A 22,150-nucleotide genomic window follows, 5' to 3' on the forward strand; every position below is an offset into this window, starting at 1 on the left:
ATGCGGCCTGCAATTTGGCCGACCCGCCGAGTTCCGGCAGATCCACAATGGCGGCGCCTTCCGTGACGGTCGCGCCGAGTTTTTCCAGCAGTTTTTTGCCCGCCATCATGGTGCCTCCCGTGGCGATCAGGTCGTCAATCAGCAGCACCCTGTCGCCGGATTTCACCGCATCGGTGTGCAGTTCCACGGTGGCGCTGCCGTATTCCAGCTCATAGGTTTCCTGCACGGTGGCAAACGGCAGCTTGCCTTTTTTGCGGATGGGTACAAAACCGACGTTCAATTCGTAGGCCACGACAGCGCCCAGAATGAAGCCGCGCGCATCCAGGCCGGCCACCACATCCGGGCGCAGGGCCGGGTTCATGTAGCGGTGGACAAAAGCGTCAATCAGCACACGGAAGACCTTGGGGTTTTGCAGCAGCGGCGTGATGTCGCGAAACTGCACGCCCGGCGCCGGCCAGTCGGCAACGGTGCGGATATGGTTTTTGAGGTACTGGCTGATGGCCTGATGATGAAGGCGGTCGAGGTCGGGCATGGTTTGTCCTGGGAGGCGGCAGCCGGTATTTTGCGCCTGCACAGGCCAGGGATGAGGCAGAGCCGGCGGGCGCCAGCGCTGCGGGCAGCAAGCCGCCAGCCCGGCGCTTCAGGCCTGAGCGCCTGTGGACGGGGTTTTGGCGGGTTTTCCGCGCAGCAGTTTTTCTTCCGCCATGGCCAGCGCCATGGGTTTGCCCGACAGCACCAGCGTGTCGCCGTCCTCCAGCAGCATGTCCTCATGGACGTTCTGCGCCTTGCCGTTGCCGCGCCGCAGGCTGACCACCCGTACGCCCTCGGCCTGCAGCGCCAGCGCGCCCAGCGGCTGGCCCACAGCGTTGATGCCCGCGGTGAGTGTCACGGTCGAGAGGCGTTCCTGCTCCAGTTCGTTGACCGTGTCGTCGTCGGCGCCGCGGAAGTAGCCGCGCAGCAGGTTGTAGCGCGCGTCACGCTGGTCCTGCACCACGCGGATCACGCGGCGCATGGGCACGCCGACCAGCGCCAGCGCATGGCTGGCCAGCATCAGGCTGCCTTCAATCGCCTCGGGCACGACTTCCGTGGCGCCGGCGGCCTGCAGCTTTTCCAGGTCCTGGTCGTCCACGGTGCGCACAATCACCGGCACCGTGGGGGCATGGGCGCGCGTGTTGGCCAGCACCTTGAGCGCGCTGGCGGTGTCCAGGTAGGTCACCACCACGGCGCTGGCGCGGGCCAGGCCGGCGGCCATCAGGCTCTGCAGGCGCACGGCATCGCCAAACACCACCGAGTCACCTGCCGCCGTGGCCTGGTGCACCCGGTCCGGGTCCAGGTCCAGCGCGATGTACTGTATGCCCTCGCGCTCCAGCATGTGGCCCAGGTTCTGGCCGCAGCGGCCATAGCCGCAAATGATCACGTGCTTGTTGGTATTGATGGATTTGCGCGCAATCGTGGTCATTTGCAGCGACTGCTGCAGCCACTCGCTGGCCACCAGCTTCATCACGATGCGGTTGCTGTACATGATGATGAAGGGCGTGGCCAGCATGGACAGCACCATGCTGGCCAGGATGGGATTGAGCAGGCTGGGCGGTATCAGCCGGCCGCCCTGCGCCAGGGACAGCAGCACGAAACCGAACTCACCCGCCTGCGCCAGGTACAGGCCGGAGCGCAGGGACACGCCGCCGGGCGCCCCCAGCGCGCGCGCCAGCACCGTCACCAGCAGCAGCTTGAAAATAACGGGCAGTACCAGCAGCAACAGCACCAGCGGCAGGCGTCCAAGCACGATGTGCCAGTCCAGCATCATGCCGACGCTGATGAAAAACAGGCCCAGCAGGACATCGTGAAAGGGTCGGATGTCGGTCTCCACCTGGTGCTTGTATTCGGTTTCCGAGATCAGCATGCCGGCGATGAAGGCGCCCAGCGCCAGGCTCAGGCCGGCGCTTTCCGTCAGCCAGGCCAGCGCCAGGGTGACCAGCAGCAGGTTGAGTACGAACAGCTCGTCGCTCTTGCGCCGCGCGACGATGGTGAGCCACCAGCGCATGACGCGCTGGCCGCCGGTCAGCAACAGGCCGACCAGCACGGTGGCTTTCAGGGCGGCCAGGGCCAGGGCCATGAAGAGTTTGTCGGGTGATGAACCGAGTGCCGGAATCAGCACCAGCAGCGGGACCACGGCCAAATCCTGGAACAGCAGCACACCCATGACGCGTTTGCCATGTTCGGACGCCAGCTCCAGCCGCTCGGCCAGCAGCTTGACCACAATGGCCGTGCTGCTCATGGCCATCGCGCCCGACAGCGCCAGGGCGGTCTGCCAGCTCATCTTCCACAGGGCGGGTGCGAGGCTGCTCAGAAACAGGGAGCCGAAGGTGACGACAAGCATGGTGAGTGCGACCTGGAGCAGCCCCAGACCGAAGACATGGCGGCGCATGGAGCGCAGCTTGGACAGGTTGAACTCCAGCCCGATCACAAACATCAGAAACACCACGCCGAACTCACCCAGGTGGCGCACCCCTTCGGCGTTGGCCGACAATGCCAGCGCATGGGGCCCGATCACCACGCCCACGGCCAGGTAGCCAAGCATGGGCGGCAACTTGAGCGAACGGCACGCGACCACACCCAGCACGGCGGCCAGCAGGTAGAGCAGGGTCAGTTCAAGCGCACTCATGCTTGATGGTAGCCGATGAGGTTTGCCGGCCCTTGACAGAAATACCGCTTTTTTTCGTGCCTGTTCCGGCCATGCACACATAGCGTGTGCCTTTGCGCTCCTCTATAGAATGCGGGCATGAGCTTTGATGCAGCGAACTTTGATGCCGAGCAGGCGCAGACCCTTGCCAGAAAAACCTTTGAAATAGAAGCGGCGGCGGTGCTGGGCCTGGCGGGCCGTGTCGGCCGCGAATTTTCCGAGGCGGTCGCACTGATGCTGGCCTGCCGGGGCCGCGTGGTGGTCATGGGCATGGGCAAAAGCGGCCACATCGGCCACAAGATTGCCGCCACCCTGGCCTCCACCGGAACGCCGGCGATGTTTGTGCATCCGGGTGAAGCCAGCCACGGCGATCTGGGCATGATCAAGGCCGTCGATGTGGTGCTGGCGATCTCCAACAGCGGCGAGAGCGAAGAGCTCACCGCGATTCTTCCGGTGCTGAGCCGCCAGGGCGTGCCCATGGTGGCCATCACCGGCGGGGTGCACTCCACCCTGGCCAGGCAGGCGCGCGTCATACTCGACAGCAGTGTGGTCAAGGAGGCCTGCCCGCTGAACCTGGCGCCTACGGCCAGTACCACGGCGCAACTGGCCATAGGCGATGCCCTGGCCGTGGCCTTGCTCGATGCGCGCGGCTTCAGGGAAGAAGACTTTGCCCGCTCCCATCCCGGCGGTGCGCTGGGCCGCAAGCTGCTGACGCATGTGAGCGACGTGATGCGCAGCGGCGATGCCGTTCCGAAAGTGGGGCTGGAGACCCCTTTCACCGAGCTCATGCGCGAGATGAGCGCCAAGGGCCTGGGGGCTTCGGCCGTGGTGGATGAAAACCAGCGCGTGCTGGGCATCTTCACCGATGGCGACCTGCGCCGGCTGGTGGAAAAGGGGGCGGACCTGCGCAGCAGCAAGACCGGCGACGTGATGCATGCCAACCCGCGCACGGTACGGGCGGATGCGCTGGCCGTCGAGGCGGTGGCACTGATGGAGCAGCACCGCATCACCAGTGTGCTGGTGGTCGACGCGGCCGGCGTGTTGTGCGGCGCCCTCAATACCAACGACCTCATGCGCGCCAAGGTGATATGACCCCCACGCTTGTGGCTACGCCGCTCTTCGAGAACACAACGCGCGCTGCGCTGCCCCCCGAAGGGGCTGTTTCGCCTTGGGGCGGCCCGGCGGCGAAACGATGATGCCCGTCCCAACACTCAATTTCGCGCCCGAACTGCTGCTGCGTGCGCAGGGCGTGAAGGTTGTTTTCTTTGATGTGGACGGAGTGCTGACCGATGGCGGCTTGTATTATTCCGAGTACCCTGACGGCGATGAGCGGGCGCTATCGACGGGCGGCTTCCGGGCCGCGGGCGAGATCATCAAGCGCTTCAATACGCTGGACGGCCACGGCCTGAAGCTGCTGCAAAAAGCCGGCATCACGCCCGCCGTGATCACGGGCCGCGACAGCCACGCGCTGCGCGCCAGGCTGCAGGCGCTGGGCGTGGCGCATGCGCATTTCGGCACCGAAGACAAATGCCCTGCCGCCGAAATGACCCTGCGGGCGCTGGGACTCGACTGGACCGCGGCGGCGGCCATGGGCGATGACTGGCCCGATCTGCCCATGATGCGCCGCGCGGCGCTGAGTTGTGCACCCGTGAATGCGCATGCGGAAGTCAAAGCGCAAGCCCACTACGTGACACAGGCCGCCGGCGGCCACGGTGCGGCACGCGAGCTGTGTGACCTGTTGCTGGTCGCCAGCGGCCGTTATGCCGGCCTGCTGCGGGAGTACACCGAATGACGACCGCCCTGCCGGACCTTGCAGAGGACCGGCACAGTGCGCTGATGCCGCTGAAAAGATCGGCACGCACGCTTTTTCGCCTGTGGGACAGCCTGGCCATCTACATGCCGCTGCTCATGATGGGGGCGCTGGCGCTGGGCACCTACTGGCTGGTGCGCAATACGCCGAGCTTCAGCACCCCCGAGGCGGCCAGGGAGGCGAGCCACGAGGTGGACTATTTCATGCGCAAATTCACCGTCAAGACATTTGACGAGGGTGGCAAGCTCAAAAGCGAAATCTATGGCGCCGAGGGGCGGCATTTTCCGGACACCGACATCCTGGAAGTCGACCGGGTGCGGATGCGCAGCATCAGCCTCGAGGGGCGCGTGACCACGGCGACGGCCAATCGGGCCTATACCAACGGTGACGGCTCGGAAGTCCAGCTGGTGGGCAATGCGGTGGTGGTGCGCGAAGCCAGCCAGGATGCCAGCGGCAAGGAAGCCCCGCGCATGGAGTTTCGCGGCGAGTTCCTGCATGCGTTTTTGAACGAGGAGCGCGTCCAGTCGCATAAGCCCGTGGTGTTGACCCGCGGCAACGACCAGTTCACCGGCGACACCTTTACCTATGACAACCTGGACCAGGTGGCCAATCTCAGGGGCCGTGTTCGGGGGGTGCTGATGCCCAAGTCGGCGGCCAGTGCTGCGGGCGCCACTCCCACGGCTGGGAGCCCGGCGCGCTAGCCAGCGGCGGTATCGGCACGGGCAGTCTGTCGTTTCCAACCCGTGCCCTCGCCCATCATGTCCAGACTTGTGTTCATCACCGGCGCTTCCAGTGGCATTGGCCAGGCCCTGGCGCTGCGCTATTACGCGGCGGGCTACCGGCTGGCACTCGTGGCGCGGCGAACCCTGGAGGTCCAAACCTGGGCTGAGGAAAACTCAATCGGCGCAGGCCGCTATCAGATTTATAGCGCCGATGTTTCTCAAATCGACAGCATCGTGGCGGCGGGCCAGGCTTGCATGGCCGCGCAGGGCGTGCCCGACGTGGTGATTGCCAATGCCGGCATCAGCATCGGCATGGACACCGCCGCGCGCGAGGATCTCGACGTCATGGTGCAGACCTTTGCCACCAACAATATCGGCGTGGCGGCCACCTTTCATCCTTTTATCGCGGCCATGGTGGCGCGCGGAACGGGCGCACTGGTGGGCATTGGCAGTGTGGCCGGCGTACGCGGGCTGCCCGGTCACGGCGCCTACTGCGCCAGCAAGGCGGCGGTCATCAGCTACTGTGAAAGTTTGCGCGGTGAACTCAGGTCCACCGGCGTGAAGGTGGTGACGATTTGCCCGGGCTATATCGATACGCCGCTGACGCGGCAAAACCGCTATGCCATGCCGTTTTTGATGAAGGCCGAGGCGTTTGCCGACAAGGCCTTCGCGACCATCCAGGCGGGGCGCAGCTACCGGGTCATTCCGTGGCAAATGGGGCTGGTCGCAAAGCTGCTGCGCCTTCTGCCCAACGCCGTTTTTGACGAGGCCCTCAAAGGCCGTGCCCGCAAGCACCGGCAGGGTGAGCGCTGACTCAATGGCGCCGCGCTGACGCCGTGTGCCCCGAGACGCTTGCATGCGACAGGCGACCTCATTTGCTATGGAAATGGTAGCTGGTTGCACCCGTGATTCCTGGGCTACAACGCAAAAAGGCTTCAAAACCGGAGTCTTGAAGCCTTTCAAGGCAATCTTCAGCACAAGGCCGAAGATGCTGGGTTCGCCGGCCAGTTAGCCAGCGTAATAGCAGGGCTTAGTAGCCGCCGCGTCCACCGCCGCCGCCACCGGAACGGCCACCGCCGCTACCGCCGCCGCCGTATGGGCTACGGAAACCGCCATCGCTGCCGCCGCCCGAACGGCCACCGCCGCCGTAACCGCCGCCGCCGCCAGCGCCACCACCGTAGCCGCCGCCACCACCGAAGCCGCCGGTACGTGGAGGACGAGCTTCCATCGGACGGGCTTCGTTCACCACAACGCTACGGCCGCCCAGAGGCTGACCGTTCATGCCGTTGATAGCGGCCTGGGCTTCTGCATCGCTGCCCATTTCCACAAAGCCAAAGCCTTTGGAGCGACCGGTGTCACGTTCCATCATGACTTTAGCGCTGGTGACAGCGCCGAATTGGCCAAAAGATTGTTGCAGGTCTTCGTCACGCACCGAGTAAGGCAGGTTGCCGACGTAAAGTTTGTTGCCCATGAAGGGACTCCTCTAAAACACAAAAATAAAAGCGATGGGGTCCCGAAAGCACAACAAATCTTGAACGTACCGCTGTAGCGCGCGAAACTGACCGATCACCTAACATGTGCGAATGCTTGCATACGCACAAGCCCTATTATGCGCCAGTTATTGAAAATGCAAGCAACTATCGTTAACCCCTAGAATCGTCACAGCCCGCATAAACAGGCGCTTTGGCGCTCAAAGCACAGTGCATTGCCGGTGGGTTGCTTGGGAAAAGCCGGATTGCTCGGGTGCCGGCCAAGTCGCCTCCAGCGGCCGGCTGGCGTGAAAGCTCCCAAAGCGGCCGAAAAAACGACCCGTTCAAGTCTAAAGACCAAATGCTTCATCAAGTAAAAATCAAATAAAAATCAAATGCAGGTTGATTTTCAAGATAAGTGAGCACACGCATGCGGAATTCCAAGGGAATCCGGCCTGGCTGACTTGAAGCGCCGGCGGTGATGCCCGGCGGCTCGCCAATCTATCCGCCCCTGGGCGCAAATCTGCCCGCCCGTTATAAATGAGGCAATCTTGCAACAGGTTGGGGAAATAAGTAGTTACACAAAACTTCGGGCGCCATGGCTCACCCTTTGCCTGAAATGTGAGTCGCGCGCTGTGTATGCGCGGGGTCCGGCCTGGTTCTTGAAGAAATAGCCGTGACCCGCGCTTCGACCGGCAGCGCGCATCGCCTTACCCTTACCAGTTGACTTCGCGGTCAGGCGTGGCGCCTATACGGTGAATTGAAAGGTCCGCGCCTTCATATTCTTCTTCCTGGCTCAGGCGCAGCCCCATGCTGGCCTTGAGTGTGCCGTAAACGACAAAGCTCGCCAGCAAGGCCCAGCCCACGCCCATCGCGCTGCCAATCACCTGCGCGGCAAGGCTGACGCCGCCCAGACCGCCGAATGCCTTGCTGCCAAAGATTCCCGCGGCAAGTCCGCCCCAGGTGCCGCACAAGCCATGCAGCGGCCAAACGCCGAGCACGTCGTCAATCTTCCATTTGTTCTGGGTCAGCGTGAACATCACCACAAACATGCAGCCCGCCACGCCACCCACCACCAGCGCGCCCAGCGGATGCATCACGTCCGAGCCCGCACAGACCGCGACCAGCCCGGCCAGTGGTCCGTTGTGCACAAAGCCGGGATCGTTTTTGCCAAACAACAGCGCGGCCAGCGTGCCGCCCACCATGGCCATCAAGGAGTTGACGGCCACCAGGCCGGAAATCTTGTCGATGGTTTGCGCGCTCATCACGTTAAAGCCGAACCAGCCGACCGTCAGAATCCAGGCCCCCAGCGCGAGAAACGGAATGTTGGACGGCGGATGCGCCGACACCGCACCATCCTTGCGATAGCGGTTGCTGCGCGCGCCCAGCAAAATCACTGCCGGCAGCGCCAGCCAGCCGCCCATCGCATGAACCACGATGGAGCCCGCGAAATCATGAAATTCTTCGCCGGTCATCCGCTTGACCCAGGCCTGGATGCCAAAAAGGTGATTCCAGGCAATTCCCTCAAAGAGCGGGTACACCAGACCGACGATGGCCGCCGTTGCAATCAGTTGCGGATAAAAACGTGCGCGTTCGGCAATGCCGCCCGAAATAATGGCCGGAATGGCGGCGGCAAAGGTCAGCAGAAAGAAGAACTTGACAAGCGCATAGCCGTTTTTCGCGGCCAGATCTTCCGCGCCCACAAAAAAATGGGCGCCATAAGCAACGCCATAACCCACCAGAAAATAGACAACGGTCGATACCGAGAAGTCGGTCAGGATTTTGACCAGCGCATTGACCTGGTTTTTCTTGCGGACTGTGCCCAGTTCCAGAAAGGCAAAGCCAGCGTGCATGGCGAGCACCATGATGCCGCCCAATAAAATAAACAGGGCATCCACGCCCTGTTTCAGTGCTTCCATAAAAACCTCTTCGAATGAAATGTGATGTTTTGGTGCGTTTTATTGCTGATTCTCAGAACCGCACCAAATACAAGCAAGAAATGCGCCTTCAGTGTGCGAGCCAGGTCGGCGCCTCTCCCCTCAATAGGGCATTAGGGTCTGGCCCGGTCATTGACCCCTATAATGGCGGCTGTCATTGGGGAGTAGCCGCCCTTCTTCAAATTGAGAGGGGTTTGCGTCAACAGACTTGTCTGGCCTTGCAACAAGGTCAACATGGCGCAAACGGTTCCAGACTTGGCGAGACCTTTGACTGCACAGCCTCCGTTTCAGGCCGGGGATGTCGTGCAGTCATGGGTTTTATACCGGCCGGAGTCATTTCATGGAAGCTTTCCTCATCTCTACCGGCATCGTCGCCCTCGCCGAAATGGGCGACAAGACGCAACTTCTTGCGCTGGTGCTGGCCGCGCGTTTTCGCAAACCCTGGCCCATCGTGCTCGGTATTTTTGCCGCCACCATCATCAACCACACCATCGCCGGTGCTATCGGGGCATGGGTGACCACGCAACTCGGGCCGGATGTTTTGCGCTGGGTACTTGGTATTTCCTTCATCGCCATGGCCGGCTGGATGCTGATACCCGACAAGCTCGATGACGAGGAGTCCGATAAAGGGCCGCGTTTCGGTGTGTTCGGCACTACTGTCGCCCTGTTCTTTCTGGCCGAAATGGGCGACAAGACACAGATTGCGACGGTGATGCTGGCCGCTCAATACAACCCGTACTGGGTTGTGGCAGGTACCACCCTGGGCATGATGCTGGCCGATGCGCCCGTGGTCTGGCTGGGTGAGCGCATGATCCGCCTGGTGCCCATCAGGATGGTTCACCTGATTTCCGCGCTGATCTTTTTGGTCTTGGGCCTGCTGGCCCTGTTCGGCGGCGTTTCTTTCGGCGCAGCTTCTTAGCGCTTTTGCGACGGCTGGTGACACGGAGCGGCCGCCATCGATGCGCTAAACTGTCACCTGCGCCGATTTGCTCAGCTTGCGGGCGCTTAAAAAGTACCGCTAAAGACGACGCCATGAACCCGGACTCGCCCTTAGCGATGCCGGGTTTTCTTTTGGGGCGGCGTTTTCCGCGTGCACACCCCGAGGGATGGATTTTGCTAAGGGGGATGTTCCTACTGTGTCTGCTGCTTCCGTTCTTGTTGCCACACCGCAATCCATGCACTTCGCCGAGGCCCTGCCCTTGCGAAGCGGCGCCTCTATCCGTGCTTATGACCTGAGCTACGAAACCTACGGCGAGCTCAATGCCGACAAATCCAACGCGGTGCTGATCTGCCACGCCCTGAATGCCTCCCATCATGTGGCGGGCGTTTATGTGGACGAGCGGGGAGAGGTCATCCCCAAGTCCGAAGGCTGGTGGGATTCCATGATAGGCCCCGACAAGCCGGTGGACACCAAGCGCTTCTTCGTGATTGGCGTCAACAACCTGGGCTCCTGCTTTGGCTCCACCGGGCCGATGCAGATCAATCCGGATACGAATGAAATTTACGGCGCGGATTTTCCGGTGGTCACGGTGCAGGACTGGGTCAGCGCCCAGGCCCGCCTGCTGGACGCGCTGGGCATCCAGACGCTGGCCGCCGTCATGGGCGGCAGCCTGGGCGGCATGCAGGCGCTGGCCTGGACGCTGCAATACCCGGAGCGTGTGCGCCATGCCGTGGTGGTGGCCAGCGCGCCGAATCTGACGGCCGAAAACATCGCCTTCAACGAGGTCGCGCGCCGCGCCATCGTGACCGACCCCGATTTTCATGGCGGGCATTTTTACCAGCACGGCGTGCTGCCCAAGCGCGGCCTGCGCATTGCCCGCATGATCGGCCACATCACCTACCTCAGCGATGACGTGATGAACGAGAAGTTCGGCCGCCAGCTCAGGCGCGCCGTCACCGAAACGGCCACCGAGGGCGCGCCGTTCCGCTACACGACGCAGGACATTGAATTCGAAATTGAAAGCTACCTGCGCTACCAGGGCGACAAGTTCAGCGAGTACTTCGACGCCAACACCTATTTGCTGATCACCCGCGCGCTCGACTACTTCGATCCGGCCAGCGCCTTTGGCGGCAACCTGAGCCGCGCCCTGGCCCAGGCCACGGCCAAATTCCTGCTGGTGAGCTTCACCACCGACTGGCGCTTTTCACCGGCGCGCAGCCGCGAAATCGTCAAGGCGCTGCTCGACAACCAGCGCGACGTGAGTTATGCCGAGATCGACGCGCCCCATGGCCATGATGCGTTTTTGCTCGATGACGACCGTTATATGGGCGTGGTGCGCTCCTATTTTCAGAGCAAGGTGGCCGCATGAAGCTGCCTGTCGAACTCAATGTGCAACCCTCACCCGACTTGCTCTCTATCGCCCGGCTGGTGCCCAAGGGTTCCCGCGTGCTCGACCTGGGCTGCGGCACCGGCGAATTGCTGGCCCACCTGATCCATGAACGCGGCTGCTCGGGCTATGGCGTCGAGATCAACGACGCCAATGTACAGGCTTGCGTGGCGCGCGGCGTGAACGTGATCCAGCTCAACCTGGAAGAAGGCCTGACGGTGTTCGGCGACGGGTCGTTCGACGTGGTGCTGCAGATCGACACGCTGCAGCATTTGCGCAATGCCGAAGTCATGCTGCGCGAGACCGCGCGCGTGGGCCGTATCGGCATCGTCGCTTTCCCCAACTTCGGCCACTGGCCGAACCGCCTGGCCGTGCTGCGCGGGCGCATGCCGGTGACCAAGGTGCTGCCTTACCAGTGGTACGACACGCCCAACATCCGCGTGGGAACGCTGCAGGACTTTGAAGCGCTGGCCATGCAAAACCATCTGCAGATCCTCGATTCCTTCGGTTTGCAGGACGGCCGGGAAATCCGCTTCTGGCCCAATGCCCGGGCCAGCCGCGCCGTCTTCAAGTTCCAGCGGGGCTGAGAGGGTTGCTGCAGGCTGGGGTTGTCCGGCACCGCTTTCTGCTGCTAGGATTTGCGCATCGGGATTTCAGCCTCCCGACTCTTCACGAGAATAGACGGTGTCCCGTCCAAGCGCTGGCAATTGACTTGGAGTTTTCCGTGGACACCTCTTTCATTTCCATTCCTTCCCTGACCCCCCAAGAACTCGCCGCCCGCATGGGCCGTGCGGATACGCCGTTGCTGCTCGATGTGCGGCGCGAGGCCATATTCCGCGAAAGCCCGTGCATGCTGGCCGGTGCGCTGCGCTGTGCGCCGGAAGACATCGCCGCTTTTGCCGCTTCACAGCCTCTGCGCGAGGTGGTGGTTTATTGCGTGTATGGGCACAACGTCAGTGCCGACGCCGTGGCCGCGCTGCGTGCGGCGGGCTGGGACGCATATGCGCTGGAAGGGGGCATGGCGGGCGGCGAAGACGGCGTGGATACACCGCAAGACATCGCGCAGTGGCGCGCACATCGCCTGCCAACGATGGCAAAGCGCCCCGATCTGGGCGTCACCGGCGGGCAGGCCTCGCGCTGGATCACGCGTGCGCGGCCCAAGATCGAGCGCATCGCCTGCCCCTGGCTGGTGCTGCGCTTCATAGACCCGCGTGCCGAATTCTTCTATGTGCCGACCGCGCAGGTGTTTGACGAGGCGAAGCGCCTGAACGCCGTGGCCTGCGACATTCCCGGCGCGCCGATTTCGCACGAGGGCGAATGGTGCAGCTTCGACACCCTGATGCGCGCTTTCGACCTGCACGATCCGGCGCTGGATCGGCTGGCGGCCATGGTGCGCGGCGCGGACACCGACCGGCTGGACCTGGCGCCGCAGGCGGCCGGCTTGCTGGCGGTCTCGCTGGGCCTGTCGCAGCTGCACCAGGACGACCACGCCATGCTCGCGGCCGCCCTGCCGGTCTACGACGCCCTGTACGCCTGGTGCCGCCAGGCGACGGCCGGGCAGGACGAGAAACACAACTGGAAACCCGAAACCATGATGGGCCTTGAAAAATGAGCAGCCCCGGTTCTTCCGCAGCGACTGCAAATGCTGCACCCCCGGCACAACCCGCGTCGGTGTCGTTCAGGGAAGCCCTGCGGTTCTGGCTCAAGCTCGGCTTCATCAGCTTTGGCGGGCCGGCCGGGCAGATCGCCATCATGCACCGCGAGCTGGTCGAGCAAAAGCGCTGGATTTCCGAGCAGCGCTTCCTGCACGCCCTGAACTACTGCATGCTGTTGCCCGGGCCCGAGGCGCAGCAGCTGGCCACCTACATCGGCTGGCTGATGCACCGCACCTGGGGCGGCGTGGTCGCAGGGGGGCTGTTCGTGCTGCCCTCGCTGTTCATCCTGATCGCGCTGAGCTGGATGTATGTGGCCTTCGGCGACGTGCCGCTGGTGGCCGGCTTGTTTTACGGCATCAAGCCGGCGGTGGCCGCGATTGTGCTGCATGCCGTGCACCGCATAGGCAGCAAGACACTAAAAAACCCGGCCAAAGCCCCCATTCCCTGGGCGATAGCAGCGATCAGTTTCATAGCAATTGCGGGGCTGCACATCCCTTTCCCGTGGATCGTGCTGGCGGCCGCCCTCACCGGCTGGCTGGGTGCCCGGTGGGCGCCGGGGCAGTTCGCGGGCGGCGGCGGGCACGGGGCGGCGCATGCCAGCTATGGCCCGGCCATCATCGACGACCACACGCCGACGCCCGAGCACGCGCGGTTCAAAAAATCACGGCTGGCCAAGGTGCTGGCGGCCGCGGCGGTGCTCTGGCTGCTGCCCATGGCCGCACTCATGGCCTGGCAGGGCTGGGGCGGGGCCCTCGCGCAGATGAGCTGGTTTTTCACCAAGGCCGCCCTGCTGACCTTTGGCGGTGCCTATGCGGTGCTGCCCTATGTGTACCAGGGCGCGGTGGAACAGTTTGGCTGGTTGACCGGCCCGCAAATGATCGACGGGCTGGCCCTGGGTGAAACCACGCCCGGGCCGCTGATCATGGTGGTGGCTTTCGTGGGTTTTGTGGGCGGCTGGACCCGGCAGGTGCTGGGGCCCGATGCCCTGTTCCTGGGGGCGGCGCTGGCCGCCACGCTGGTCACCTGGTTCACCTTTTTGCCTTCGTTCATCTTTATCCTGGCGGGCGGGCCGTGGGTGGAGTCCACGCGCGGCAACCTCAGGCTGACGGCGCCCCTGGCGGCGGTGACTGCGGCGGTGGTTGGCGTGATCGCCAATCTTGCTCTGTTTTTTATAGCTACCATCGCTTATCCTTCCGGCGCTACAGGCCTGTTTGACTCAAGACCAGACGGGATCGCGCTGACGCTGGCCGCGGCCGCAGCCCTGGCGCTGTGGCGGTTCAAGTGGGGCGTGATTCCAGTGATCGCCGCTTCGGCGGCGCTGGGCTGGCTGCTGCGCTGGTCCGGTCTGGCCTGAGTTCGCGGAGCGAGTCCGGCGGGCACTCGCGGTATGCTCGCACCTCGTGATGAATCCTTCAGAATCCCGCAGTACCCAGTCCGTTTTACCCTTGCTGGAGCGCCTGTTCGGCGGCTGGGTGCACCTGGTCTCGCCCGCCACGCTGCGTGCCGACGCCATGGCCGGCCTGCTGGGCGCGGTGCTGGTATTGCCGCAAGGCATTGCCTTTGCCACGCTGGCCGGCCTGCCGCCCGAGTATGGCCTCTACACCGCAGTCATTCCCTGCATCATCGCCGCGCTGTTTGGCTCCAGCTGGCACGTCATGTCGGGCCCGACCAACGCCAATTCGCTGGCGCTGTTTGCCATGCTCTCGCCGCTAGCGCTGGCCTTCAGCCCGCTGTATATCCAGCTGGCGCTGGCCGTCACCGTGATGGTCGGCGTCATGCAGTGGCTGATTGGTGCGCTGCGCCTGGGCGTGCTGGCCAACTTCATTTCGCCGGCCGTGCTGTTTGGCTTTACCTCGGGCGCGGCGCTGCTGATAGCCGTGCATGCGCTGCCCGACCTGCTGGGCCTGGCCGCCGCACCCGAGCACAGTGCCGCGGCCGTGCTCGGCCATGTGTTCACACAGCTGCCCCGGGCGCAGCCGGCAGCGCTGGCCGTGGGCGCGGTCACGATAGTCGTGGCACTGCTGCTGCGCCGCCTGCGCCGCAACTGGCCCTACATGCTCATCGGCCTGGTGGCGGCCACCGCGCTGGCCTGGTTGTGGCGCCATTCCCCGAGTCTGAACGCCAACAGCGCCGCGGCGCTTGCCTCCCCAGCCACGGCGCTGCGCATGCTCGGCCAGGTCCCCGCGCCGTGGCCGCGCTTTGAGCTGCCGCGCATCAGCTGGGCGCAGGCCAACGACCTGATCGGCCTGGCGTTTGCGCTGACCATCGTCGCCCTGGGCCAGGCGATCTCGATCGCCAAGACGGTGGCCTTGCGGTCCGGCCAGCGCATCGATGCCAACCGCGAGTTCCGCGGCCAGGGGCTGTCGAACATCGTCGGTGGGTTCTTCTCGTGCTATGTGTCTTGCGGCTCCATGAACCGTTCCATGCCCAATCTGGAAGCCGGCGCCCGAACGCCGCTGGCTTCGGTGTTCTCGGCGCTGCTGCTTGTGGTGCTGGTGGCCGTCAGCGCGCCGCTGCTGGCACAGATTCCCATGGCCGCCCTGTCGGCGCTGCTGGTGCTGGTCGCGCTGGCCCTGCTCGACCTTGCGCGCTGGCGCCAGCTGTTCACCTTGAGCCGCAGCGATTTCGGCGTGGCGCTGGCCACCCTGGCGGCCACGGTCACCATCCGGCTGGAGATCGCCATTTTGCTGGGCATGATTTTGTCGCTGATGTCTTTTCTCTACCGCACCTCGCGGCCCGCCATGCGCACCATGGGCTTTGACAGCCGCGGCCTGGACCGGCAGTTTGTGGTAATAGACAACACGCCCGACGCCGGGCTGGAAGCCAAGAAGGCGCCCGGTCCGGAAGTGCCCGAGGAAGCTCCTCGCCAAGTGCTTCCCGAATGCCCGCAGCTCAAGCTGCTGCGCATGGAGGGCGAGGTGTATTTTGGCGCCACCCAGCATGTGGCCGACATCCTGCACGCGCTGCGCAGCCAGCCGCAGCCGCAAAAGCATTTGCTGGTCATGGGCAAGAGCATGAACTTCATCGACCTGGCCGGTGCCGAGCTGTGGGAGGCCGAGCTCGCCGCGCGCCGCGCCATGGGCGGCGACCTGTACTTTCACCGGCCCAGGCCCGAGGTGATCCGCATGTGGCGCAAGACCGGCTTCACCCAGGTGCTGGGGCCAGAACACCAGTTTCCCGACAAGTTCACCGCCATTTCCACCATCTTCAGCAAGCTGGATCCCGAGATTTGCCGGCGCTGCACGGCGCGGATTTTCTGGGAATGCCAGAGCGTTCCGAAACCTGACGCGGATGCCGACGCCGACCCCGCTTGAGCACCCGAGCGATGGGTTAAAGTTGTACGATAAATTCCGATTCCTATGATCAGCCACTTCAAGTCCATCACCCCCGGTGCGCATCTTTCCGACCGGGTTGCCGATGCGCTCGCCGCAGAGATTCGCGCGGGCCGCCTTGTGGCCGGCGACAAGCTCCCGACCGAAGCGGTGCTGGTCGAGCAGTTCTCGGTCAGCCGCACGGTGGTCAGGGAGGCGGTCTCGCGCCTGAAGTCGCTCGGGCTTGTCGACTCGCGGCAGGGCAGCGGTGTGTATGTGAAGGATGCGGGCTTTTCGCCGCTGAACTTCGACCCACGCTACGCGGTGTCCAAGCAGGCGGTGATCCAGATGGTGGAGGTGCGGCGCGCGCTGGAAGCCGAAGTCGCCGCGCTCGCCGCCCAGCGCCGCACCCAGGCCGATGTGAAGCGCATCCGCCAGTCGATCACCGCGCTGGAAAAGGCGGTGCAAGCCGGCGGCGACGGTGTCAGCGAGGATGTCAGGTTTCACCGTGCCATCGCCGACGCGGCACGCAATCCCTTCCTTATCGGCACGCTTGAGTACCTGGGCCAGTTCCTGCAAGGGGCCACGCGCGTCACCCGGGCCAACGAAGCGCGGCGCGCCGACTTCGCCAGGCAGGTGGCCGACGAGCACGAGCAAATCTCCCAGGCGATCGAGGCCGGCGACGTTGCCGCGGCCCGGCGATCGGCCGCGCGTCACATGGACAACGCCATCAAGCGCATCGAGCAAGCCGACCCGGTGTTCTGGCAAGAGGAAGGCGTGCAACTGGCGCGTCCTCTGGTCACGGGTCTGCGTCACAACACCTGACCCTGACGCGCGCGCAAAGCGCCCACCACCGCCTCCACTGGGGAAAACCCCAGAAGACATGAAATGGCAAAGTTGTATGATAACCATACAAACTACCCAAGCGACCGGTCCTGCTGGTGGGGTCGCACAATCCCGGAGACGCACTACATGACTTCCTCGACCCTGGTGGGCGCCCTGCCCGCCCAAGACTCGCTTGAGCGCCGTGCCTACGGCAAAGTGTTCTGGCGCCTCGTGCCCTTCCTCATGCTCTGCTACGTGATCGCCTACCTCGATCGCGTGAATGTCGGCTTTGCCAAGCTGCAGATGGCGCAACAGCTGGGCTTCAGCGAAACCGTGTTCGGCCTCGGTGCCGGCATCTTCTTCCTCGGCTACTTCCTGTTCGAGGTGCCCAGCAACCTGCTCATGAGCAAGGTCGGCGCGCGCATCTGGATCGCGCGCATCATGATCACCTGGGGCCTGCTGTCGGCCTGCTTCATGTTCGTGAAGACGCCCACTACCTTCTACGTCCTGCGCTTCCTGCTTGGCCTGGCAGAGGCTGGCTTCTACCCGGGCGTGATCCTGTACCTGACCTACTGGTATCCGGCGCACCGGCGCGCCAAAATCATCGCGGTCTTCATGTCGGCGATCCCGGTGGCGGGCATCTTTGGCAACCCCCTGTCGGGCTGGATCATGGATGCCTTCAACGGTGCCTCCTCGCTGCAAGGCTGGCAATGGATGTTCCTGATTGAGGCCGTGCCCGCCTTGCTGATCGGCGTGGTGGTGCTGTTCTACCTGGACAACGGCATTGCCAAGGCCAAGTGGCTGGATGCCGACGAAAAGAAACTGCTGGCGCGCGAGGTCGAACTCGACCAGCAGCACGGCAGCAAAGGCCCGCACTCGGTAGCCGCCGTGTTCAAGGACCGCCGCATCTGGTGGATGGCGCTGATCTACTTTGCCTTCGTCATGGGCCAGTACGCGCTGACCTTCTGGCTGCCAACGCTGATCAAGGCCACGGGCGTCAAGGGCAACCTGAACATCGGACTGCTGAGCGCCATCCCCTTCATCTGCGCGATCATTGCGATGAACCTGTTCGGCCGCAGCGCCGACCAGCGGCGCGAGCGCCGCTGGCACCTGATCGTTCCGGCGCTGATGGGCGCGGTCGGTTTCACCGTTGCCGCCTCGTACACCCAGAACACCGCCGTGTCGCTGGCCTTCCTCTCACTGGCCGCGGCTGGCGTGCTGACCTGCGCACCGCTGTTCTGGTCGCTGCCCACGGCCTTCCTGTCGGGCACGGCCGCAGCCGCCGGTATTGCCGTCATCAACTCGGTAGGCAACCTCGCCGGCTTCGTGAGCCCCTACCTGATCGGCTACCTCAAGGACGCCACCGGCAGTACCCAGGTCGGCATGTACGTGCTGGCCGGCGCCCTGGTGGTCGGCGCGATCGCCGTCTGGTGGACGCCCAAAGAGCTCGTCAATCGCTGAGCCGCGCCCTATCATCCCCGTTACCCAAGGAGTTTTGACATGAATCCCATCATCGGCCTGATCGGCCTCGGCGCCATGGGCGGCGGCATGGCGCGGTCGCTGCGCCGCGCCGGCTACGCCTTGCGGGTCTTCGACGTGCGCGCCGACGTGGCCCAGGCCTTTGCGCAGGACGGCGGAACGGCCTGCGCCACGCTGGCGGAGCTCGGCGCCCAGTGCGACATCGTCATCTCGGTGGTGGTCAACGCCGCGCAGACCGAGAGTGTGCTGTTCGGCAGCGGCGAGGTCGCCGGTTGCGCGGCCGCCATGAAACCCGGCAGCGTGTTCGTGATGTGCTCCACGGTGGATCCGAACTGGTCGGCCGCGCTGGAGCAGCGCCTGGCGGGACTCGGCCTGCTCTACATCGATGCCCCGATTTCCGGGGGCGCCGCCAAGGCGGCGAGCGGCGACATGACCATGATGACCTCGGGCAAGCCCGAGGCCTATGACCGCTGCGAAGCCGTCCTCAACGCCATGGCCGCCAAGGTCTACAAGCTGGGCGACCGGGCCGGCGCCGGCAGCAAGGTCAAGATCATCAACCAGCTGCTGGCCGGCGTGCATATCGCGGCCGCCGCCGAAGCCATGGCGCTGGGCCTGCGCGAAGGCGTGGACGCGGCGGCACTCTACGAGGTGATCACCCACAGTGCCGGCAACAGCTGGATGTTCGAGAACCGCATGGCCCATGTGCTGGCGGCCGACTACACGCCGCTGTCGGCGGTCGACATTTTCGTCAAGGACCTGGGGCTGGTGCTCGACCTGGCGCGCGCCAGCAAGTTTCCGCTGCCGCTGTCCAGCACCGCGCACCAGATGTTCATGCAGGCGTCGACGGCCGGTTTCGCGAAGGAAGACGACAGCGCCGTGATCAAGATCTTCCCCGGCATCGAGCTGCCCCAAGCGCCCAAGGCGGCGGAATGAGCCGCCAAGGCGGCCCCCTCCCCCTCACCCCTTTTCACAGGACACGACCATGAACATCCTGATCACCGGCGGCTGCGGCTTTCTCGGCGCGCGGCTGGCGCGCACGCTGCTGGCCCAAGGCACGCTGTCGCTTGCGGGCGCCCCCGCGCAGCCCATCACCACCGTCACGCTGGCCGACCGCGTGCCGCCACCCGACGATCTGGCCCGGGACCCGCGCATTGCCTTTGTTGGCGGCGATCTCAATGAGCTGCTGGATTGCAAGCAGCTTCCCAACGCGGGTGTCGCGCTGATCTTTCACCTGGCAGCAGCCGTCAGCGGCGAATGCGAGGCGGATTTCGACCTGGGCATGCGCAGCAACCTGGATGCCACGCGCGCACTGCTCGAAGGCTGCCGCGCGCTCGGCACGCAGCCGGTGCTGGTGTTCTCGAGTTCGGTCGCGGTGTTCGGCAATTCACCCGAGCAGCCGCTGCCGGCCGTGATCGAAGACATGACCCTGCCCACGCCGCAGGGCAGCTACGGCATCCAGAAATTCATGGGCGAGCAACTGGTGGCCGACTACACGCGCAAGGGCTTTGTGCAGGGTCGCAATGTGCGGCTGATGACGGTGTCGGTGCGCCCGGGCCGGCCCAACGGCGCCGCGTCGAGCTTTCTCAGCGGCATGCTGCGCGAGCCGCTGGCCGGCGTGCGTGCCCGCGTGCCGGTCCATCCCGACACGGCCGTCGCGCTCTCCTCCCCGGCGAGCACCATAGCCGGGCTGCTGCGGGCAGCGCAGGCCGGCAGCCGGGAATGGGGCGCCCGCACCGCGGTCAATTTGCCGGCCCTCACGGTGACGGTGCGCGAAATGGCCGCGGCGCTGGAGCGTGTCGCCGGGCCGGCCGCGACCGCGCTGCTTGACTGGGATATCGACGAAGGCATCACGGCCATCGTCGGCAATTGGCCCAGCCGGGTGCAGGCGGCGCGCGCCAGCATGCTGGGACTGCGCGCGGACGACAACTTCGAAGACGTGATCCGCGACTACGTGCGTGAAAACCCGGGTGCCGTGAAGCTGTCGCTGCAAGAGGGTCTGTAATGGGCAAGATTCTTCTGGGCTGCATCGCCGACGACTTCACCGGTGCCACTGACCTCGCCAACAACCTGGTGCGCGCGGGCATGCGCGTGGTGCAAACCATCGGAACCCCCAGCGGCGCGCTCGACGCCGAGGTCGATGCCGTGGTGGTGGCGCTGAAGTCGCGCACCATTGCGCCGTCCGAGGCCGTGGCGCAATCGCTGCAGGCGCTGGCCTGGCTGCAGGCCCAGGGTGCGCAGCAGATCTATTTCAAGTACTGCTCCACCTTCGACAGCACGCCGCAAGGCAACATCGGCCCGGTGACCGAAGCCCTGATGGACGCGCTGAAGACCGACTTCACCATCGCCACACCCGCCTTTCCCGACAACCAGCGCACCGTCTTCAAGGGCTACCTGTTTGCCGGCGACGTGCTGCTCAATGAAAGCGGCATGCAGAACCATCCGCTCACGCCCATGACCGACGCCAACCTGGTGCGTGTGCTGCAGGCGCAATGCAAGCGCAAGGTCGGCCTGATCGACTACCGCGTCGTGGCCCGGGGCGAGGCCGCGATCCGTGCGCGCATTGAGCAGCTCAAGGCCGAGGGGATAGGGGCAGCCGTGGTGGATGCGCTGTCCAATGACGACCTGCTGCGCCTGGGCCCGGCGCTCAAGGGCATGCCGCTGGTCACCGCCGGCTCCGGTGTGGCGATTGGCCTGCCGCAAAACTTCGGCATCACGCCGTCCACCCAAGCCAGCGAACTGCCCCCGGCAGGCGGCCTGCAGGCCGTGGTGTCGGGCAGCTGCTCGCTGGCCACCAACCGCCAGGTGCTGGCCTTCATCAGGGCCGGCCGCCCGGCGCTGGGCATCGACCCCTTGCGCATCGCGGCCGGGGTGGACGTTGCGGCCGAGGCGCTGGCCTGGGCCGTACCGCTGATCCGGAAAGGCCCGGTGCTGGTGTATTCCACGGCGGACTCGAACGCGGTGAAATCGGTGCAGGGCCGCCTCGGCGTCGAAGCAGCCGGTGCCATGGTCGAGCGCACCATCGCGGCCATTGCGCGCGGCCTGGTCGAGCGCGGCGTGCGCCAGCTGGTCGTTGCCGGCGGTGAAACCTCGGGCGCCTGCGTGCAGGCCCTGAACATCACGCAGCTGCAGATTGGCCCGCAGATCGACCCGGGTGTGCCCTGGTGCCATGCGCTGTCTGACGCGGCCGACGCGAAAGGAGTGCATCTCACGCTCAAGTCGGGCAACTTCGGCAGCGATGACTTTTTCAGCAAAGCCTTCACAATGCTGCGATGACTGAAAACCAAGCCCGCGAAGAAATCTGCCGCATCGGCAAAAGCCTGTTCGAACGCGGCTATGTGCATGCCACGGCCGGCAATATCAGTGTGCGGCTGGACGATGGTTTCCTGATCACGCCCACCGATGCCTGTCTGGGTTTTCTGGACCCGGTGCGGCTGGCCCGGCTCGATACCAACGCCCGGCAGACCAGTGGTGATGTTGCTAGCAAAACAATAGCGCTCCACGCTCATATCTATGGGGCTGCTGGCCGATTTGATGTCAAAACCCGGTGCGTGATCCACACCCACAGCACACACTGCGTGGCACTGACTCTGCAGCCCTGCAGTGAAGAACTGCTGCCGCCCATCACGCCCTACTTCGTGATGAAGGTCGGCCATGTGCCGCTGATCCCCTACCACCGCCCCGGTGATCCGCAGGCGGCAGCCCTGGTGGCGCAGACCATAGCCCGTTATGGCGAGCAAGGCACGCCGATCCGTGCCGTCATGCTCGAGCGCCTGGGGCCCAATGTCTGGCACGACTCGCCCGCCGCCGCCATGGCCACGCTCGAAGAACTTGAAGAAACCGCCAGGCTCTGGGCCCTGAGCCACCCCCAACCTCAACCCCTGACTGAAACCCAGATCGACGAACTACGCCAGACCTTTGGCGCGCGCTGGTGAACC

20 protein-coding genes and 1 riboswitch are annotated in these 22,150 nt (G+C 64.6%); of the genes, 16 read left to right on the forward strand and 4 right to left on the reverse strand.

Features of this window, described 5'->3' with window-relative positions; genetic code table 11:
- On the reverse strand, positions 1-532 hold a 532-nt coding region (locus tag PJE01S_RS12275; protein WP_068833919.1), incomplete at its 3' end, for an adenine phosphoribosyltransferase.
- A gap of 108 nt (positions 533-640) precedes the next feature.
- Positions 641-2,662, reverse strand: a complete 2,022-nt coding sequence (locus PJE01S_RS12280) for a monovalent cation:proton antiporter family protein (protein ID WP_068833920.1) — start codon at positions 2,660-2,662, stop codon at positions 641-643.
- A 117-nt stretch (positions 2,663-2,779) separates the two neighbouring features.
- Between PJE01S_RS12280 and PJE01S_RS12285 the strand changes: the two genes are divergently transcribed.
- The 4 genes from PJE01S_RS12285 (at position 2,780) to PJE01S_RS12300 (ending at position 6,025) form a co-directional block, all read left to right on the forward strand.
- Positions 2,780-3,772, forward strand: coding sequence for a KpsF/GutQ family sugar-phosphate isomerase (locus PJE01S_RS12285; RefSeq protein WP_068833921.1), 993 nt, complete (start codon positions 2,780-2,782; stop codon positions 3,770-3,772).
- A gap of 100 nt (positions 3,773-3,872) precedes the next feature.
- Positions 3,873-4,472, forward strand: a complete 600-nt coding sequence (locus PJE01S_RS12290) for a KdsC family phosphatase (RefSeq protein ID WP_068833922.1) — start codon at positions 3,873-3,875, stop codon at positions 4,470-4,472.
- On the forward strand, positions 4,469-5,191 hold the full coding sequence (lptC, locus tag PJE01S_RS12295) for an LPS export ABC transporter periplasmic protein LptC (protein ID WP_084389500.1): 723 nt from the start codon (positions 4,469-4,471) through the stop codon (positions 5,189-5,191). Before PJE01S_RS12290 ends, lptC begins: the two co-directional genes overlap by 4 nt.
- Positions 5,192-5,248: 57 nt before the next feature.
- Positions 5,249-6,025, forward strand: coding sequence for an SDR family oxidoreductase (locus tag PJE01S_RS12300; protein WP_068834045.1), 777 nt, complete (start codon positions 5,249-5,251; stop codon positions 6,023-6,025).
- Between the two features lie 217 nt (positions 6,026-6,242).
- On the opposite strand, the gene rbp is transcribed toward PJE01S_RS12300, so the two are convergent.
- Together rbp and PJE01S_RS12310 are read right to left on the reverse strand one after the other, a co-directional pair.
- A complete protein-coding gene (rbp, locus tag PJE01S_RS12305) occupies positions 6,243-6,683 on the reverse strand; it encodes an RNA-binding regulator (RefSeq protein WP_068833923.1) in 441 nt (146 codons plus the stop codon).
- A gap of 714 nt (positions 6,684-7,397) precedes the next feature.
- Complete coding sequence (locus PJE01S_RS12310; RefSeq protein WP_068833924.1) at positions 7,398-8,600, reverse strand: ammonium transporter; 1,203 nt, start codon at positions 8,598-8,600, stop codon at positions 7,398-7,400.
- A 165-nt stretch (positions 8,601-8,765) separates the two neighbouring features.
- Positions 8,766-8,956: riboswitch (yybP-ykoY riboswitch) on the forward strand.
- 2 nt (positions 8,957-8,958) lie between these two features.
- On the opposite strand from PJE01S_RS12310, the gene PJE01S_RS12315 reads away from it, so the two are divergent.
- From PJE01S_RS12315 to PJE01S_RS12370, 12 genes are all read left to right on the forward strand, one after another.
- Positions 8,959-9,537: a TMEM165/GDT1 family protein gene (locus PJE01S_RS12315; RefSeq protein ID WP_068833925.1), complete on the forward strand. Its 579-nt coding sequence runs from the start codon at positions 8,959-8,961 to the stop codon at positions 9,535-9,537.
- Between the two features lie 187 nt (positions 9,538-9,724).
- Positions 9,725-10,927, forward strand: a complete 1,203-nt coding sequence (metX, locus tag PJE01S_RS12320; RefSeq protein ID WP_068833926.1) for a homoserine O-succinyltransferase MetX — start codon at positions 9,725-9,727, stop codon at positions 10,925-10,927.
- Positions 10,924-11,532 (forward strand): methionine biosynthesis protein MetW, encoded by a 609-nt coding sequence (metW, locus tag PJE01S_RS12325; RefSeq protein ID WP_068833927.1) that lies wholly within the window; start codon positions 10,924-10,926, stop codon positions 11,530-11,532. Before metX ends, metW begins: the two co-directional genes overlap by 4 nt.
- 137 nt (positions 11,533-11,669) lie before the next feature.
- Positions 11,670-12,557, forward strand: coding sequence for a chromate resistance protein ChrB domain-containing protein (locus PJE01S_RS12330; RefSeq protein ID WP_068834046.1), 888 nt, complete (start codon positions 11,670-11,672; stop codon positions 12,555-12,557).
- The gene (gene chrA, locus PJE01S_RS12335) at positions 12,554-13,954 is read left to right on the forward strand and encodes a chromate efflux transporter (protein ID WP_068833928.1); all 1,401 of its coding nucleotides are present in this window, start codon (positions 12,554-12,556) and stop codon (positions 13,952-13,954) included. Before PJE01S_RS12330 ends, chrA begins: the two co-directional genes overlap by 4 nt.
- A 49-nt stretch (positions 13,955-14,003) precedes the next feature.
- Positions 14,004-15,914, forward strand: coding sequence for a SulP family inorganic anion transporter (locus tag PJE01S_RS12340; protein WP_068833929.1), 1,911 nt, complete (start codon positions 14,004-14,006; stop codon positions 15,912-15,914).
- A gap of 45 nt (positions 15,915-15,959) precedes the next feature.
- Positions 15,960-16,736 carry a FadR/GntR family transcriptional regulator gene (locus PJE01S_RS12345; protein ID WP_068833930.1) on the forward strand — a complete coding sequence of 259 codons (777 nt, stop codon included), beginning with the start codon at positions 15,960-15,962 and terminating at the stop codon, positions 16,734-16,736.
- 147 nt (positions 16,737-16,883) lie between these two features.
- Positions 16,884-18,197 (forward strand): MFS transporter, encoded by a 1,314-nt coding sequence (locus PJE01S_RS12350; RefSeq protein ID WP_068833931.1) that lies wholly within the window; start codon positions 16,884-16,886, stop codon positions 18,195-18,197.
- A 39-nt stretch (positions 18,198-18,236) separates the two neighbouring features.
- Positions 18,237-19,148 (forward strand): L-threonate dehydrogenase, encoded by a 912-nt coding sequence (gene ltnD, locus PJE01S_RS12355; RefSeq protein ID WP_068833932.1) that lies wholly within the window; start codon positions 18,237-18,239, stop codon positions 19,146-19,148.
- Positions 19,149-19,197: 49 nt separating this feature from the next.
- A complete protein-coding gene (denD, locus tag PJE01S_RS12360; protein ID WP_068833933.1) occupies positions 19,198-20,217 on the forward strand; it encodes a D-erythronate dehydrogenase in 1,020 nt (339 codons plus the stop codon).
- Positions 20,217-21,488: a 3-oxo-tetronate kinase gene (otnK, locus tag PJE01S_RS12365; RefSeq protein ID WP_068833934.1), complete on the forward strand. Its 1,272-nt coding sequence runs from the start codon at positions 20,217-20,219 to the stop codon at positions 21,486-21,488. Before denD ends, otnK begins: the two co-directional genes overlap by 1 nt.
- On the forward strand, positions 21,485-22,147 hold the full coding sequence (locus PJE01S_RS12370) for a class II aldolase/adducin family protein (protein ID WP_068833935.1): 663 nt from the start codon (positions 21,485-21,487) through the stop codon (positions 22,145-22,147). The genes otnK and PJE01S_RS12370 overlap by 4 nt, the downstream gene beginning before the upstream one ends.
- Positions 22,148-22,150 lie beyond the last annotated feature (3 nt).

Source organism: Polaromonas jejuensis NBRC 106434, assembly GCF_001598235.1.
GTDB classification, from domain to species: Bacteria; Pseudomonadota; Gammaproteobacteria; order Burkholderiales; family Burkholderiaceae_C; genus Polaromonas; species Polaromonas jejuensis.